This window comes from Xanthomonas sp. NCPPB 2864 (genome assembly GCF_056675615.1).
In genome coordinates this window covers 995,229-1,011,415 of the sequence record NZ_JBWWVS010000001.1, presented here as the reverse complement: position 1 = coordinate 1,011,415, position 16,187 = coordinate 995,229, and the positions used below count along the sequence as shown (strand labels likewise).

The following is a 16,187-nucleotide window of genomic DNA, read 5'->3' as shown; positions in this document are numbered from 1 at the left end:
GGATGGCCGCGCCTGGGCGCGGAACGCGGCTTCAGTTTGAGCCGTTGATGATGCGATGTACCGACTCGGCGTAACGCTGCAGCTGCGCAAGCGTTACGAACTCGTCGGCGGTGTGCGCCTGGGCGATATCGCCGGGGCCATAGACCAGGGCGGTGTAACCGCCGGCCGAAAACAGCGAGGCCTCGGTCCAGAAATCCACTGCATTGCCGATCGGCAGGTTCAGCGCATCGGCCACATCGCGTGCGGCAAGGCGGCGTTCCTCGGCCCGCGCGATATCGCCGGACGGCAGGCTGGGGCCGCGGAAGGTTTCTTCGAAATGCGCCGCGTGTGGATCGGCAAATCCGGCAAACGTCGCCAGCAAACCGTCCACGTCCATCGACGGCAGCGGACGAAAGCCGAAACGCAGCTCGGCCGCCGGCGCGATCATGTTGGCCTTGATGCCGCCCTCGACCCGACCGATGTTGAAGCGCAGGCCGGTCAGGCCGCCGAAACGCGCATGCGCCAGCGACTCGACATGGTCCAGCGCCCTGCCGCCCCACCGCATCGCCTGATGCAATGCACTTGCGGAAGGATCCTGCTTGCCCGAGGCATGCCCGGCACGCCCAGCAAACCGCATCAGCACCGAGCTGATGCCGCGATGCGCCAGCACCGCCTCGCTCATGGTCGGCTCGGCAACCAGCACCGCCTCATACGGCACACCGCGCGCCAGGAACGCGGCGATGCAGCGCGGGTCGTTGGCTTCCTCGTCGGAGGAAAACAGGAAGGCCGCATCGCCCTGCCCGGCATTGGCCGCCGCCACCAGCGCCGCCGCCGCACCCTTGATGTCGCAGACGCCCAGGCCGATCACGCGATCGTCGGTACGCCGCATCACGTGCGGATCGGCGCTCCAGTGCGGCGAATCCGGCACCGTGTCCAGATGCACGTTGAACAGATACTTCGGCGTGCCGCGCACCGCATACAGGCTGACCGCACCGGCACCGTGGTCGATCACCTCGACCTGGAAACCGGGCAGCTGCGCGCGCAGATAATCGAAGATGCCGCCCTCGGCAGCGATCGCCCGCGGCGGATTGCGGGTGTCGAAGGACACCAGCTGTTCCAGGTGTTCGAGGGTGGAGGCAAGTAGATCGGTCATGTCGGTTTGATCAATGGTCCGAAGTGGCGGCTAACAAAAGTCACAACTGCACCGTGGTGCGAGGTTGCGCAAACAACACATCCAAGCTCCCCCTTCTCCCTTCGGAAGAAGGTGCCCCGAAGGGACGGATGAGGGTACGGGCGAAGCCTGGTGAAGCCAAAAATCTCAGCGGGTGAATGCGGGCGAAGCTCTCGCACTGTTTAACTGCACGAGGCTTCGCTCCTACCCCCACCCAAACCCCGCTGCGCGCCCCGGCCCGCGCTTGCGGCGCGGGCGCTCCAAGGCACGCGCGCCAGTGGCGCGTACGCCGTGCCTCTCGCCCCGGGGGAGAGGGGCTTTGCATACGTGCCCTGAAACTTCAGCGATTCACCTGGGCATACAGCGTCGAGCTCATCCCGAACAGCTTGATGAAGCCTTCCGCTTCCTCCACGCCCCAGTCGGCCGACTGCGCATAGGTCGCGCCCTTGGTGTTGAGCAGGTGCGGCGAACGCACCGCCACCGCATCGACGCGGCCGCCGCGGGTTTCCAGCGTGACCTCGCCATTGACCTTGGCCTGCGACGACTTCAGGAACGCCTCGATGTCGGTCTTGAGCGGATCGTGATAGAAGCCTTCGTACACCAGCTCCACCCACTTGCGCGCCACATCCGGCTTGAAGCGGTTCTGCTGCTTGGTCAGCACCGCATCTTCCAGCGCGCGGTGCCCGGTCAGCAGCGAGATCAGGCCCGGCGCCTCGAACACGATGCGGCCCTTCAACCCGATCACGGTGTCGCCGGTGTAGACGCCACGGCCCACGCCGTAGGGCGCGAACAATTTGTTGAGCTGGGCCAGGATCTGCTCGCCAGGCAGCGCCTTGCCATTGAGTTCAACAGCCTCGCCTTCGACGAACTTCAGGGTGACGGTCAGCGGCTCGGCCGGCCACTCGCTGCGCGGCGCGCACCAGCCACGCGCACCCTCGCCCGGCGCTTCCCAACGGTCGATCTCGCCGCCGGACATGGTCAGCCCGAGCAGGTTCTCGTTGATGGTGTAGGCCTGCTGCTTGGCGCGCACGCCAAAGCCGCGCTCTTCCAGATACTTCTGCTCGTAGGCGCGGGTCTGGGTGTGTTCTTTCTGGATCTCGCGGATCGGCGCCACGATCTGGTAATCGCCCAGTGCCTTCACTGCCAAGTCGAAACGTACCTGGTCGTTGCCCATGCCGGTGCAACCGTGCGCGATGCTGCGCGTGCCCAGTTCCTCGGCGCGCTTGAGCGCGGCATCGACGATCAGGTAACGGTCGGACACCAGCAACGGATACTGGCCCTGATAGCCCTCGCCCGCCCACACGAACGGCTTGACGAAGCCCTGCCAGATGGCAGGACCGCCATCGACGGTGACATGGCTGGCGGCACCGAGTTCGGCCGCGCGCTTTTCGATGAAATCACGCTCCTCGGCATCCACCCCGCCGGTATCGGCAAACACGGTGTGCACCGCGTAGCCCTGCGCCTGCAGATACGGAATGCAGAAGCTGGTATCCAGGCCACCGGAGAACGCCAGGACGATGTCCTTCTTTGTGCCGGGATTGGAGAGTGAGGATTCGGGATTGGTGGAAGCGGTCTGCTGCGACATGGGGGTCTCTTTAGAAGTTGACTAGGTTGGGTCGGGAGCCGGGTTCGCCGTTGCGAATCCCACATCCCCAATCACGAATCCCGGCTGCCCTGGCCCACCAGGGCAGCCATGATCGCCTTCTGCACATGCAGGCGATTCTCGGCTTCATCGATGGCGATGCAGTTGGGCGAATCCATCACCGCGTCGGTGGCCTTGACGTTGCGACGCAGCGGCAGGCAGTGCGAGAACACGCCGTTGTTGGTCAGCGCCATCTTGCGTTCGTCGACGATGAAGTGCTGGTACTGGTCGCGGATCGGCTTTTCCGGCTCCCAGTTGCCGAAGAACGGCAACGCGCCCCAGCTCTTGGCATACACCACGTCGGCACCGGCGTAGGCACTGTCGATGTCGTGGCTGACCTGCAACGAGCCGCCGCTTTCGGCCACGTTCTGCGCTGCCCAGTCCATGTAGCGCGGGTCCAGGATGTAGTCAGGCGTCGGGCACAGCAGGGTCACGTCCATGCCCATGCGGGTGGCGATCGTCAGCGCGGAATTGGCCACCGCGGTGTTCAACGGCTTGGGGTGATAGGTCCAGGTCAGCACGTACTTCTTGCCGCGCAGATCCTGGGTGCCGAAGTGTTCCTGCAACGCCATCGCGTGCGCCAGCTCCTGGCACGGGTGGGTGATGGTCTCCATGTTGATCACCGGCACCGGCGAATACTTGGCAAAGCTCCTGAGCACCTGGTCCTCGCGGTCCTTGGACCAGTCGACGAACTTCGGGAACGCGCGCACGCCGATCAGGTCGACGTAACGGCCCAGCACCCGCGCCACTTCGGCGATGTGCTCCTCGGTGTCGCCATCCATCACCGTGCCCAGATTGAACTCGATCGGCCAGGCGTCCTTGCCCGGCTGCAGCACCACCGCATGCCCGCCCAGCTGGAACGCGCCCAGCTCGAAGCTGGTGCGGGTGCGCATGGACGGGTTGAAGAACACCAGCGCGACCGACTTGCCCTTCAGCTCGCTTCCCAGCTTGTTGCGTTTGAACAACGCGGCCTGGGTCAACAGCGCGTCCAGTTCGGCGCGGCTCCAGTCCTGGGTGTTCAAGAAGTGCTTCAGTGACATCGATCGATCCTTGTGCTGCGTGCTTCTGCTGCGTGGTCCGCCAGGAGCGGCGGGGTGCGCGACATGCGCGTTTCTTGCGGTTGAAACTTTTGTGACGTCAAAACGAAAAAACCCAGCCTGCGGGCTGGGTTTTCAACGGCGGAACAGCAAAACGCTCCGGTTACCCAGCGAAAATGTGGGATTCCGGTCGGCGGGCACGCGAGGTCATGCCGGAGGCCATCCGGGCGGCGCTGGTGTCGTGCTGAAAGGCGTTTGCGTACATAGGGCGCGAATCCTCGCATGCATGCGGGCACGGCGCAACCGCCGCGCGGCTCAGCGCGGCGGCGCGACGATGGCGTCGGGGATGTAGGGGGTGACCGACACGCGGACGCGCAGTCGGTTGCCCGGGTCTTCCGGCAGCCGCGAACGGTACTTGGTGCCCTTGTAGACGTAATCCACATCGAAGGCGATCGGCCGCCGGAACTCGCGCGGCACTTCCACCACCCGGCAGTTGCGCCGTGTGCTGGTCGGCGGCACCGCCATCGGCACGGACGCCGGCTCGGGGCGACGGGAGAACATCTCCTTGACCGAATCCACCATCCGGTTGATACGGCCTTCGTCCTCGACCGGTGCCGCTGCCACCGGCGCGACCTGCTCGGCCTCGCACTGTTCCTCCATGCGGGTGGCACGCAGGGTCTGATAGACCGGCTCGACATTGAGCACCTGCGCGTAATCCAGCTTCACGTTCTCGATCACCACCACCCGGTTCTTGGGATCGGTTTCCGCCGCGTGCGCTGACGATGCCTGCCAGGCGAACACACAGAGCAGCAGGAAGAACGGGGAAGGTCGCATCAGTACCAGGAGGGCGCAGCCAGGCAATACGTAAGTGTATGGAGCTTGCGATCCCTTGGGCTGAACGCAGCCCATCCGGTCACCGGCGCTGCTGCGCGCGTGCGGTTGGTTCGCCACATCGCCGCGACCGGCTAGAATCGCCCGGTTATCCTTTTTCAGATGCCGATGAGCCTGCGCCTGCACAACAACCTGACGCGGCGGGTCGAGCCGTTCGCACCGCTCGATCCGTCCAGCCCCACCCTGTATGTGTGCGGCCCCACCGTCTACAACTACGCGCATATCGGCAACGCCCGCGGCCCGGTCGTGTTCGATGTGCTGGCCGCCCTGCTGCGCCGGCGCTATGGCGCGTTGCGCTACGCGCGCAACATCACCGACGTGGACGACAAGATCAACGCCGCCGCGCAAGCGCAGGGCGTGCCGATCTCGACCATCACCGACCGCTTCGCCGCGATCTACCGCCAGGACATGGCCGCGCTCGGCGTGCAGCCGCCGGACATCGAACCGGAAGCGACCGCGCATATCCCGCAGATCGTGGCGATGATCGAGCAGCTGATTGCCAACGGACATGCCTATGCCGCCGAAGGCCATGTGCTGTTCGCGGTGGCCAGCTTTGCGCACTACGGCAAGCTCTCGCGCCGCGATCCGGACGAGATGCTGGCCGGCGCGCGCGTGGACGTGGCGCCGTACAAGCGCGACCCCGGCGACTTCGTGCTGTGGAAGCCCTCCAGCGACGAGCTGCCCGGCTGGGACTCGCCCTGGGGCCGCGGCCGCCCGGGCTGGCATATCGAATGCTCGGCGATGGCTGCCGCGCACCTGGGCCCGACCATCGACATCCATGCCGGCGGCGTGGACCTGCAGTTCCCGCATCACGAGAACGAGATCGCGCAGAGCGAATGCGCGCATGGCGGGGCGACCTTTGCGCGGTTCTGGCTGCACAACGGCATGCTCAATTTCAGCGGCGCCAAGATGAGCAAGTCGCTGGGCAACATCGAGACCGTGCACGACCTGATCGCCCGCCACCCGCCCGAGGCGTTGCGCTACGCGCTGCTGAGCGCGCATTACCGGCAGCCGCTGGACTGGTCCGATGGCCTGATCGACCAGGCCAAGAACACGCTGGACCGGCTGTACGGCACCTTGCGCGACCTGGCCGCGGCCGAACACGCTGCCGGGATCGCCCCCGCGCAGCCGGCCACGATTCCCGACGAGGTGGAAGCCGCGCTCGACGACGACCTCAACACCCCGCTTGCATTGTCGGTCATCGCCAGCGTCGCCTCCGAGGCCCGCGCGCTGCGCAACCAACTCGCACAGGGCAGCGACGCATCGGCAGGTGTTGCCGCGCTGTCCGGGCTGAAGTCGCGGCTGCTCGGCGCAGGCCTGGCGCTGGGCTTGCTGCAGCAGGACCCGGCCGCCTGGTTCTCGCGCGGCACCGACGCCGGCGACGATGCGCGCATCACGGCGCTGGTCGAAGAACGCAATGCCGCCAAGAAAGCCAGGGACTTCGCCCGCGCCGACGCCATCCGCACGCAGCTGGCCGACGAAGGCATCGTGCTGGAAGACACTCCGCAAGGCGTGCGCTGGAAGCGCGCATGACCCTCCTCCCTTCTCCCTTTGGGGGAAGGTGCCCCGCAGGGGCGGATGAGGGTGCGAGCGAATCCACATGCATCGCTTTTTTTGAGATGGGCGAAGCCACCCGCATCGAATTCCAGCGAGGCTTCGCCCGTACCCTCATCCAACCCCTGCTCCGCGCCCCGCCCGCGCTGGCGGCGCGGGCGCTCCAAGGCACGCGCGCCCATGGCGCGCAAACCGCGCCTTCTCGCCCCGGCGCGTGAGGGGCGCCATTGCGGTGTCGCCGGGCAGCGCTACCACCGACCGAATCTGGATTTTTTGATGACCACCACCCCCTTCCCGCTTGAACCCACCGCCGCCGACGCACAGGCCGCCATTGCCGAGGAATTTTCCTTCTTCGGCGACTGGTCCGAGCGTTACCAGTACCTGATCGACCTGGGCCGCAAGCTGCCCAGCTTCCCCGAACAGTGGAAGACCGAAGAACACCGCCTGCATGGCTGCCAGTCGATGGTGTGGATCGTGCCGGAGGGCAATGCCGAGCGGCTGGACTTCCACGCCGTCAGCGACTCGGCGATCGTCTCCGGGCTGATCTATCTGGCCTTGCGCGTTTACTCCGGGCGTAGCGCGCAGGAGATCCTGGCCACCGAGCCGGACTACATCGCCGGCATCGGGCTGGCCAAGCACCTGTCGCCGACCCGCAGCAACGGCGTGGCGGCAATGCTGGCTTTCATCCGCGACACCGCCCGCGCCCAGCAGTGAGCACGCCGACGCCCTCGCCTGCCGCTTCGCTGCGTACGCTGCTCGCCCACCCCGGCTTCGGCCTGGTGCTGCTGTATCGCGTGGCGGCGATGCTGTCGTACCAGATCGTCGCGGTCACGGTCGGCTGGCATATCTACGAGATCACCCGCAATCCGCTCTCGCTCGGGCTGATCGGCCTGGCGGAGATCCTGCCGTTCTTCTGCATCGCGCCGTTTGCCGGCTATCTGGTCGATCATCTGCCGCGCCGACGCCTCGGCATGGTCGCGGTGCTGGGCCTGGTCGCCACCGCGTTGCTGCTGTTGGCCATCACCCATGGCTGGCTGCCGGTGCAGGGCGTGTGGCCGATCTATGCGGCCATTGCGCTGACCGGTGCGGCGCGCTCGTTCCTGTCGCCGGTCTACAACGCGCTGTTCGCGCGTGCGCTGCCGCGCGAGGCGTTCGCGCGCGGCGCCAGCATCGGTAGCGTCACCTTCCAGGCCGGCATGGTGATCGGCCCGGCGCTGGGCGGCGTGCTGGTCGGCTGGGGCGGCAAGGGCCTGGCCTATGGCGTGGCCGCCGGCGTGGCGCTGGTAGCGATCCTGGCGCTGGCGCTGCTGCGTGTCAGCGAGCCGGTCAATGCAGGCCCGCGTGCGCCGATCTTCCGCAGCATCGCCGAAGGCGCGCAGTTCGTACTGTCCAACCAGATCATGCTGGGCGCGATGGCGCTGGACATGTTCTCGGTGCTGCTGGGCGGCGCGGTGTCGATGCTGCCGGCCTTCATCCACGACATCCTGCACTACGGCCCGGAAGGGCTGGGCATCCTGCGCGGCGCCCCGGCACTGGGCTCGATCGTGGTCGGCGTGTGGCTGGCGCGGCACCCGCTGCAGCGCAATGCCGGGCGCATCCTGATGCTGTCGGTGGCCGGCTTCGGGCTGTGCACCATCGCGTTCGGCCTGTCGCGGCATTTCTGGCTGTCGGCGGCGATCCTGCTGGTCTACGGCATGTGCGACGGGGTGTCGGTGGTGGTGCGCCAGACCATCCTGCAGTTGGCCACGCCCGATGCGATGCGCGGCCGGGTGTCGTCGATCAACGGCATCTTCATCGGCTCGTCCAACGAGCTGGGTGCGTTCTACGACGGCGTGATGGCACGCCTGGTCGGCCTGGTGCCGGCCGTGGTGATCGGCGGCTGCGTGACCCTGGTCGTGGTCGCCACCACCGCGTGGAAGGCGCCCAAGCTGCGCAAGCTGGATCTGCGCGACCTGCAGTGAGGTCTGCGGCAGTGAAGTCTGCGACGGTGCCCGCAGGTCTGATCGATATCACCTGATCGATGCCTGCCTGGCCGCATGACACGCGCCAGGCGTGTCGACCACTGCAACGTCCGTTGCGCTTGCACGATGCGCATAAAAAACCCCGCGCATGGCGGGGTCTTTCAGTCGACGGACAAGGCCTGGACCTTGTCGAACGATCAGTCGCCCTGCTGCTTCTGCAGGTGCTCCCAACGCTCCTGGGCGTCGATGGTGCGTTCGGCGGTCAGGCGCGCTTCCAGCCGGTCCAGGCCGATCTCTTCGCCGGTGTCCACGCAGTAACCGTAGTCGCCGTCTTCCAGACGCTTCAGCGTGCTGTCGATCTTGCCGATCAGCTTGCGGTGACGGTCGCGGGTGCGCAGCTCCAGCGAGTTCTCGGTCTCGCGCGTTGCACGCTCGGCTTCGTCGCCGATGTCGCGCACTTCTTCGCGCAGGTTTTCGATGGTCTGCTTGGACTCTTCGATCAGGTCGTTGCGCCAGCTCTGCAGACGCTGACGGAAGTACTCCTGCTGCAGCTTGCTCATGTACTCCTCATCGGCTGCAGGCTTGTAGCCCTGCGGCAGGATCGGACGACCGGTGGCCTCATCGGTCTTGTACTCGACCACCTTGTACTTGGTCTTGGGGGTCGGGCTGGACGGCTTGGAGGTCACGGCCACGGCCACCTTGCCGACCGGACGGGTCGCGGCGGGCTTGGCGGGGGCTTCGGTTTTGGTTGGCGTTTTTGCTGAAGATTTCGAAACGGGCACGGGATTCTTGAGTGACGGGGTCGCAGGCTTTGCCGGCTTCGCAGGGGCGGCCTTGGGGGCCGGTGCGGGCGCGGGCTTTTCAGCCTTGACCGGGACTGACTTGGCCGGAGTCGACTTGGTAGCCGGCTTCGGTACGGACTTGGGCGCCACCGGCTTGGCGGCCGGTTTGGCGGCAGCCGGAGCTGCCTTGTTCGCCGCCGGCTTGGCAGCACGCTTGGCGACAGAAGATTTTACAGGTTTGGCGGCCGCGGGTTTGGACGCTGCGGTCTTGGCGACCGGCGCCGGCTTGGCCGCGGTCTTGCTCGCAGCTGCCTTCTTGGCAACCGCTTGCTTGGCAGCTGGCTTGACCTGCTTGGCGGCCGGTTTTGCAGCGGCAGGCGCCGCTGCCTTCTTCGCAACGGGTTTGGCGGACTTCTTGGCGGCCTCTACGGCCTTTTTTGCAGGTTTTTTAGCAGCCACGAAACGCTCATCCTTGGTTCCCCCGGGGCCCGGGAAAGCGGGCCTTTATAGCTTACCCCACGGACCCCCGGCAACCACGTATTAATCCAAGTGGCATATCATTGGCAAGTGATCTCACGCCTGCTCATCGCGCTGCTGCGCTTCTACAAGCGGTTCATCAGCCCCCTGCTGGGGCCGCGCTGCCGTTTCGCGCCCAGTTGCTCGGAATATGCGATGACCGCGATCGGCCGCTTCGGCCCGCTGCGCGGTTGCTGGCTGGCCGCACGCCGGCTTGGCCGCTGCCATCCCTTTCATCCGGGCGGGTTCGATCCCGTCCCCGACGCGCCCGCGTCCTCGCCCGCTTCCCCTTCCTGCAGTTGCAAAGGACCTCATCCATGAGCCGAACCCTCATCGTCAACGCCCGCCTGGTCAATGAAGGCAAGGAATTCGACGCCGATCTGCTGATCGAAGCCGGCCGCATCGCCAAGATCGCCAGCAAGATCGCCCCAGCCGCAGGCGACACCGTGGTGGACGCGGCCGGACGCTGGGTGCTGCCGGGCATGATCGACGACCAGGTGCACTTCCGCGAGCCCGGCCTGACCCACAAGGGCGATATCGCGACCGAATCCGGCGCCGCAGTGGCCGGTGGCCTGACCAGCTTCATGGACATGCCCAACACCAATCCGCCGACCCTGGACGCGGCCGCACTGCAGGCCAAGTACGACGCGGCGGCCGGGCGCGCCTGGGCTAACTACGGCTTCTACATGGGCGCCAGCAACGACAATCTGGCCGCGATCCGGACGCTGGACCCGAAGACCGCCCCGGGCATCAAGGTATTCATGGGCGCCTCCACCGGCAACATGCTGGTCGACAACCCCGAGACGCTGGACGCGATCTTCCGCGACGCGCCGACGCCGATCATCACCCACTGCGAAGACACTCCCACCATCGATGCGACGCTGGCCCAGTACAAGGAAAAGTACGGCGACGCGTTGACCCCGGAGATGCATCCGGACATCCGCTCACGCGAGGCTTGCCTGAAGTCCTCGCTGCTGGCGGTGTCGCTGGCGCGCAAGCACAACACCCGCCTGCACGTGCTGCATATCTCCACCGCCGACGAGCTGGCGCTGTTCGAAGCCGGCCCGCTGGTCGATGCCGACGGCAAGCTGCGCAAGCGCATCACCGCCGAGACCTGCATCCACTTCCTGCGCTTCGACCGCAGCGATTACGCGCGGCTGGGCAACCTGATCAAGTGCAACCCCGCGATCAAGGACGCCGACGACCGCCTGGCGTTGATCCAGGCGCTGGCCGAGGACGTCATCGACGTGCTCGCCACCGACCACGCCCCGCATACCTGGGAAGAAAAGCAGAAGCCCTACGCACAGGCGCCCTCCGGCCTGCCGCTGGTGCAGTACGCGCTGGTCGCCGCGCTGGAGCTGGTGCACGAGGGCAAGCTGCCGATCACCCGCATCGTGCAGAAGTTCGCGCATGCGCCGGCGCAGCTGTTCGATGTGGAAGAGCGTGGCTTCCTGCGCGAAGGCTATTTCGCCGACCTGGTGATGATCGACAACACCCCGTTCACCGTGAAGCGCGAGCAGGTGCTGTCCAAGTGCGGCTGGTCGCCGTTCGAAGGCACCACGTTCCGTTCGCGTATCGCCGCGACCTGGGTCAACGGCCAGCAGGTGTGGGATGGCGAACAATTGATTGGCGCTGCCGCCGGTCAGCGCCTGACCTTCGACCGCTGATGCGCGCAGCCATGGTTGGCGCCTGGCTTGCGCTGGCGCCGCTCTCGCTCGCTGCCGGCAGCGTCGCTGCGCAGTCCGCCGACGCCGCGGAGGTGGTATTTCCGCAAAGCGCTTCGCAGGGCGCGCTGGTGATCGGCAAGGTGCCGGCGGGCAGCCAGGTGCAGTACGCCGGCCGCAGCTTGCGGGTCAGCGGCTATGGCAGCGTGGTGTTCGGCATCGGCCGCGACGCCACAGGCCCGTTGCAGGTGCAGATCACCCGCCCCGATGGCAGCAAACAGACCGCCAGCATTGCGGTGACGCCGCGCGACTGGCCGGTGGAGCGCGTCAACGGCGTGCCGCCCAAGACGGTCAATCCGCCTGCGGCGATCGCCGAGCGGATCAAGCGCGAGCAGGCGCAGGTCACCGCCGCGCGCGACCGCGACGATGCCCGCACCGATTTCGCCCAGGCCTTCATCTGGCCCGTGCAGGGCCGCATCAGCGGGCGCTTCGGCAATGCGCGCGTCTACAACGGCCAGCCCGGTGCCGGCCACTCGGGCATGGACATCGCCGTGCCCACCGGCACGCCGGTCAAGGCACCGGCTGCCGGCGTGGTGACCTTTGCCGCGCCGGACCTGTATCTGACCGGCGGCACCGTGTTGCTGGACCATGGCTTCGGGGTGAGCTCGAATTTTCTGCACCTGTCGCGCATCGACGTGAAGGTGGGCGACCGCGTGGAGCAAGGCCAGGTGATTGCGGCAGTCGGTGCCACCGGGCGCGCGACCGGGCCGCATCTGCATTGGGGGATGAACTGGTTCGATGTACGCATCGATCCGCTGCTGGTGCTTGAGCGCAGCAAATAGCTAGCGCGCGCGGTGTGCCGGCAGGGCCGGCGCGGCGGCATGGTGTCTGCGACCCACCCGTTGCGCTTGTGTTCGCCGCAGGGCTTTGGGGTATAACCGGGACGACCGTCGATCGTCACCGGGCAACGATGGACGATCGGTCACTGGCCGTCGGTCCGGTGCCTAGCCGCCGGACCTGCGTCATCTCCCCTCCCCCGACCGCAGGAGATGTGCAACATGCGCAACGAGCAACTCAAACCCACCCTGGGCACCTGGCAACTGTGGGGGATCGCCGTGGGTCTGGTGATCTCCGGCGAATATTTCGGCTGGAGCTACGGCTGGGGCACCGCCGGCACGCTGGGTTTTCTGGTGACCACGCTGCTGGTCGCGGTGATGTACACCTGCTTCATCTTCAGCTTTACTGAGCTGACCACCGCCATCCCCAATGCGGGCGGGCCGTTCGCCTATAGCCTGCGCGCATTCGGGACCTACGGCGGCATGCTGGCGGGCCTGGCCACGCTGATCGAATTCGTGTTCGCGCCGCCGGCCATCGCGATGGCAATCGGCGCCTATCTCAACGTGCAGTTCCCGACCCTGGACCCGCGCATCGCCGCGATCGGCGCGTATGCGATCTTCATGGGCTTGAACATCGTCGGCGTGGCGATCGCCGCCACCTTCGAGCTGATCGTGACCTTGCTGGCGGTGATCGAGCTGCTGGTGTTCATGGGCGTGGTGGCGCCGGGCTTCAGCGTTGCGCGCTTTGCCGCCAATGGCTGGGCCGGTAACGATGTGTTCGGCCCGGCTGCCATTTCCGGCATCTTTGCCGCGATTCCGTTTGCGATCTGGTTCTTTCTGGCGATCGAGGGCGCGGCGATGGCGGCCGAAGAGGCCAAGGATCCCAAGCGCACGATTCCGCGCGCCTACATCGCCGGTATCCTCACCCTGGTGGTGCTAGCGCTGGGCGTGATGGTGTTTGCGGGCGGGGTCGGCGACTGGCGTCAGCTCTCCAACATCAACGACCCGTTGCCACAGGCGATGAAGGCCGTGGTCGGCAACAGCTCGACCTGGCTGCATATGCTGGTGTGGATCGGCCTGTTCGGCCTGGTGGCCAGCTTCCACGGCATCATCCTGGGCTATTCGCGGCAGTTCTTCGCGTTGGCGCGTGCCGGGTTCCTGCCGCACGGGCTGGCCAGGCTGTCGCGCTTTCGCACGCCGCATCGCGCGATTCTTGCCGGCGGCGCGATCGGCATCGCAGCGATCTGCAGCGACAGCGTGGTCAAGATCCAGGGCATGTCGCTGACCGCGGCGATGATCACCATGTCGGTGTTCGGCGCGATCGTGATGTATGTGATGAGCATGCTCAGCCTGTTCAAGCTGCGCCGCGCCGAACCCGGGCTGGAGCGCAGCTTTCGCGCGCCGGGCTATCCGGTGGTACCGGCAATCGCGCTGCTGCTGGCGCTGGTGTGTCTGGTGGCGATGGTCTGGTTCAACCCGATCGTGGCGCTGATCTTCGTGGGCCTGCTGCTGTTCGGTGCGCTGTGTTGCGTGCTGAGCTTGCGCAGCCAGGCCACGCCTGCGGCCAGTGCCAGATGAGCGGGTTCGCGTTTACCGCTGGCGGCGAGCGCTTCCAGTTTGCCGATCTCAAGACCTTGCTGGCCAAGGCCACGCCGCCGCGCTCGGGCGACCAACTGGCCGGGCTCGCCGCCGACTCCGGGCTGCAGCGGGTGGCCGCGCAGATGGCGCTGGCGGACCTGCCGCTGCGTCACTTCCTCGATGAAGCGGTGGTGCCGTACGAATCGGACGAGGTCACCCGCCTGATCGTCGACCAGCACGATGCGGCCGCATTTGCTGCGGTGGCGCATCTTACCGTCGGCGGCTTTCGTGATTGGCTGTTGAGTGCGCAGGCCGACGAAGCGGCACTGGCCGCACTGGCGCCCGGACTGACACCGGAGATGGTGGCGGCAGTCTCGAAGTTGATGCGCGTGCAGGACCTGATCCTGGTCGCGCAGAAGACGCGCGTGGTCACGCGCTTTCGCAATACGCTAGGCTTGCGTGGCCGCCTGTCCACGCGCCTGCAGCCCAACCACCCTACCGACGATGCCACCGGCATCGCCGCCAGCGTGCTCGATGGCCTGCTATACGGCAATGGCGATGCGGTGATCGGCATCAATCCTGCCAGCGACAGCCTGGCCGCCACCACCGCGTTGCTGCGCATGCTCGATGCGGTGATCACCGGCTACCAGATCCCCACGCAGTCCTGCGTGCTGGCACACATCACCACCACCATCGACGCGATCAACCGCGGTGTACCGGTGGACCTGGTGTTCCAGTCGATCGCCGGCACCGAAGCGGCCAATGCCAGCTTCGGCATCAATTTGGCGCTGCTGCAGGAAGGCCATGACGCCGGGGTGTCGCTGCGGCGCGGCAGCGTCGGCGACAACGTGATGTATTTCGAGACCGGCCAGGGCAGCGCGTTGTCGGCCAATGCGCATCATGGCGTCGATCAGCAGACCTGCGAGGTACGTGCCTATGCCGTGGCGCGGCAGTTCAAGCCGCTGCTGGTCAACACCGTGGTGGGCTTTATCGGCCCGGAATATCTCTACGACGGCAAGCAGATCATCCGTGCCGGGCTGGAGGATCACTTCTGCGGCAAGCTGCTGGGCGTGCCGATGGGCTGCGACATCTGCTACACCAATCATGCCGAAGCCGACCAGGACGACATGGACGTGCTGCTAACCCTGCTCGGCACCGCCGGCATCAACTTCATCATGGGCATTCCCGGCTCCGACGATGTGATGCTCAACTACCAGACCACCTCGTTCCACGATGCGCTGTATGCGCGCCAGGCGCTCGGGCTGCGCGCTGCGCCCGAGTTCGAACACTGGCTGGAACAGCAAGGCATCCTGCGCCTGCGCGATGGCCGCTTCGAACTCGGTAGCGAGCTTCCCGCACCGTTCCGGCGTGCGCTGGAGCAATTGAACGCCGGCAGCGTGCAATGAGCAGCCCCACCACTCCTCCGCGCGATGCCTGGGCGCAGCTGCGTCAACTCACACCGGCGCGCATTGCGCTGGGGCGCGTCGGCACCAGCCTGCCCACCGCGGCGCACCTGGATTTCCAGCTTGCGCATGCGCAGGCGCGCGATGCGGTGCATCTGGCATTCGACCCACAGCCGCTGCAGGCAGCGCTGCAACAGCGCGGGCGGGACAGCATTCTGCTGCACAGCGCGGCGGTGGACCGGCACACCTATCTGCAACGTCCGGATCTGGGCCGGCGCCTGGGCGAGGATGCGGCCGCGCACCTGCGTGGCCTGACTGCGGTCCACGGCGGCGGGCGCGATATCGCGGTGGTGGTCGCCGACGGACTCTCTGCATTGGCGGTGCATCGACACGCAGCGCAGATGCTGGAGCATATCGACGCGCTGGCCGCACACGAAGGCTGGTCGTTGGCGCCGGCGGCGTTGATCGCGCAAGGCCGCGTCGCCATCGGCGACGAGGTCGGCGAACTGCTCAAGGCGCGTCTGGTGATCGTGTTGATCGGCGAGCGGCCGGGGCTGAGCTCGCCCGACAGCCTGGGCCTGTATCTGACCTATACCCCACGTGTTGGCCTGACTGACGCGGCGCGCAATTGCATCTCCAATATCCGCGCCGAAGGACTGAGTTACGCCGAAGCCACGCATAAGCTTGCGTACCTGCTGCGCGAATCGTTTCGGCGCAAGCTGTCCGGCGTGCAGCTCAAGGACGAGGCCGAGCAACCGGCGCTGCCGTCAGCGGGCCCGTCCGATGCCGCGCCGCGGACGTTTCTGCTTCCTGATGGCGCGCCACCAGACGCTGAAGCTGGGTGCGGCTAGGCGACCTACTTAGGTAAGCGCGCCATCGTGCGGATCGCTGGCCGCATAGGTGCTGGTTGGCAACTCGTTGTCGTGCGGATGGCGCAAGGCATTACGTACCTCTTCGGGCAGTTGCGCGACATCCAGCATCACCTTGCCGGAATGCACATCACGCACCACCGACGCAGGCAGCACGAAGTCGCCCCCGTTTTCGATATTGATGACCAGCTCGGCGCCATCCTTGCGCACCTCGCGGACGACACCGACGCCGACTTCGCCGTCGCGCAGAAACACCATCTGGCCGATTTCGATCTGTTGCATCTTGTTTCTCCTTTGGCAGGCA

The 16,187-nt window shown here is 66.4% G+C and carries 15 protein-coding genes; 9 read left to right on the top strand and 6 right to left on the bottom strand.

The annotated features are described in order from the left end of the window. Nucleotides 1–31 precede the first annotated feature (31 nt). The 4 genes from AC1KVE_RS04215 to AC1KVE_RS04200 all read right to left on the bottom strand — a co-directional run bounded on the left by AC1KVE_RS04215 (nt 32) and on the right by AC1KVE_RS04200 (nt 4,642). On the bottom strand, nt 32–1,132 hold the full coding sequence (locus AC1KVE_RS04215; protein WP_154832130.1) for an acetylornithine deacetylase: 1,101 nt from the start codon (nt 1,130–1,132) through the stop codon (nt 32–34). A gap of 358 nt (nt 1,133–1,490) precedes the next feature. Continuing rightward, complete coding sequence (locus tag AC1KVE_RS04210) at nt 1,491–2,735, bottom strand: argininosuccinate synthase (protein ID WP_481091864.1); 1,245 nt, start codon at nt 2,733–2,735, stop codon at nt 1,491–1,493. A 71-nt stretch (nt 2,736–2,806) separates the two neighbouring features. Beyond that, a complete protein-coding gene (locus AC1KVE_RS04205; RefSeq protein ID WP_481091865.1) occupies nt 2,807–3,832 on the bottom strand; it encodes an N-acetylornithine carbamoyltransferase in 1,026 nt (341 codons plus the stop codon). A gap of 312 nt (nt 3,833–4,144) precedes the next feature. Continuing rightward, nucleotides 4,145–4,642 carry a glycine zipper 2TM domain-containing protein gene (locus tag AC1KVE_RS04200; protein WP_024940007.1) on the bottom strand — a complete coding sequence of 166 codons (498 nt, stop codon included), beginning with the start codon at nt 4,640–4,642 and terminating at the stop codon, nt 4,145–4,147. A gap of 186 nt (nt 4,643–4,828) precedes the next feature. On the opposite strand from AC1KVE_RS04200, the gene cysS reads away from it, so the two are divergent. The 3 genes from cysS to AC1KVE_RS04185 all read left to right on the top strand — a co-directional run bounded on the left by cysS (nt 4,829) and on the right by AC1KVE_RS04185 (nt 8,235). Beyond that, nucleotides 4,829–6,253 (top strand): cysteine--tRNA ligase, encoded by a 1,425-nt coding sequence (gene cysS, locus AC1KVE_RS04195; protein ID WP_481091866.1) that lies wholly within the window; start codon nt 4,829–4,831, stop codon nt 6,251–6,253. A 297-nt stretch (nt 6,254–6,550) separates the two neighbouring features. Continuing rightward, nucleotides 6,551–6,988, top strand: a complete 438-nt coding sequence (locus AC1KVE_RS04190; RefSeq protein ID WP_481091867.1) for a SufE family protein — start codon at nt 6,551–6,553, stop codon at nt 6,986–6,988. Beyond that, nucleotides 6,985–8,235 carry an MFS transporter gene (locus AC1KVE_RS04185; RefSeq protein ID WP_481091868.1) on the top strand — a complete coding sequence of 417 codons (1,251 nt, stop codon included), beginning with the start codon at nt 6,985–6,987 and terminating at the stop codon, nt 8,233–8,235. The genes AC1KVE_RS04190 and AC1KVE_RS04185 overlap by 4 nt, the downstream gene beginning before the upstream one ends. Before the next feature lie 197 nt (nt 8,236–8,432). Here AC1KVE_RS04185 and dksA read toward each other — a convergent pair whose 3' ends face one another. Beyond that, nucleotides 8,433–9,476: an RNA polymerase-binding protein DksA gene (dksA, locus tag AC1KVE_RS04180; protein ID WP_481091869.1), complete on the bottom strand. Its 1,044-nt coding sequence runs from the start codon at nt 9,474–9,476 to the stop codon at nt 8,433–8,435. 90 nt (nt 9,477–9,566) lie between these two features. Here dksA and yidD point away from each other — a divergent pair, with 90 nt between their 5' ends. The 6 genes from yidD to eutC all read left to right on the top strand — a co-directional run bounded on the left by yidD (nt 9,567) and on the right by eutC (nt 15,865). Further along, on the top strand, nt 9,567–9,854 hold the full coding sequence (yidD, locus tag AC1KVE_RS04175; protein WP_046343020.1) for a membrane protein insertion efficiency factor YidD: 288 nt from the start codon (nt 9,567–9,569) through the stop codon (nt 9,852–9,854). Beyond that, nucleotides 9,851–11,200, top strand: a complete 1,350-nt coding sequence (locus AC1KVE_RS04170; protein WP_481091870.1) for a dihydroorotase — start codon at nt 9,851–9,853, stop codon at nt 11,198–11,200. The genes yidD and AC1KVE_RS04170 overlap by 4 nt, the downstream gene beginning before the upstream one ends. Beyond that, nucleotides 11,200–12,039, top strand: coding sequence for a M23 family metallopeptidase (locus AC1KVE_RS04165; RefSeq protein WP_024940404.1), 840 nt, complete (start codon nt 11,200–11,202; stop codon nt 12,037–12,039). Before AC1KVE_RS04170 ends, AC1KVE_RS04165 begins: the two co-directional genes overlap by 1 nt. Nucleotides 12,040–12,246: 207 nt before the next feature. Continuing rightward, a complete protein-coding gene (gene eat, locus AC1KVE_RS04160; protein WP_184613778.1) occupies nt 12,247–13,611 on the top strand; it encodes an ethanolamine permease in 1,365 nt (454 codons plus the stop codon). Then, on the top strand, nt 13,608–15,017 hold the full coding sequence (locus AC1KVE_RS04155; protein WP_039521883.1) for an ethanolamine ammonia-lyase subunit EutB: 1,410 nt from the start codon (nt 13,608–13,610) through the stop codon (nt 15,015–15,017). The genes eat and AC1KVE_RS04155 overlap by 4 nt, the downstream gene beginning before the upstream one ends. Then, complete coding sequence (gene eutC, locus AC1KVE_RS04150; RefSeq protein WP_481091871.1) at nt 15,014–15,865, top strand: ethanolamine ammonia-lyase subunit EutC; 852 nt, start codon at nt 15,014–15,016, stop codon at nt 15,863–15,865. Before AC1KVE_RS04155 ends, eutC begins: the two co-directional genes overlap by 4 nt. A gap of 9 nt (nt 15,866–15,874) precedes the next feature. Here eutC and AC1KVE_RS04145 read toward each other — a convergent pair whose 3' ends face one another. Then, nucleotides 15,875–16,165: a hypothetical protein gene (locus AC1KVE_RS04145; RefSeq protein WP_481091872.1), complete on the bottom strand. Its 291-nt coding sequence runs from the start codon at nt 16,163–16,165 to the stop codon at nt 15,875–15,877. Nucleotides 16,166–16,187: the final 22 nt, after the last annotated feature.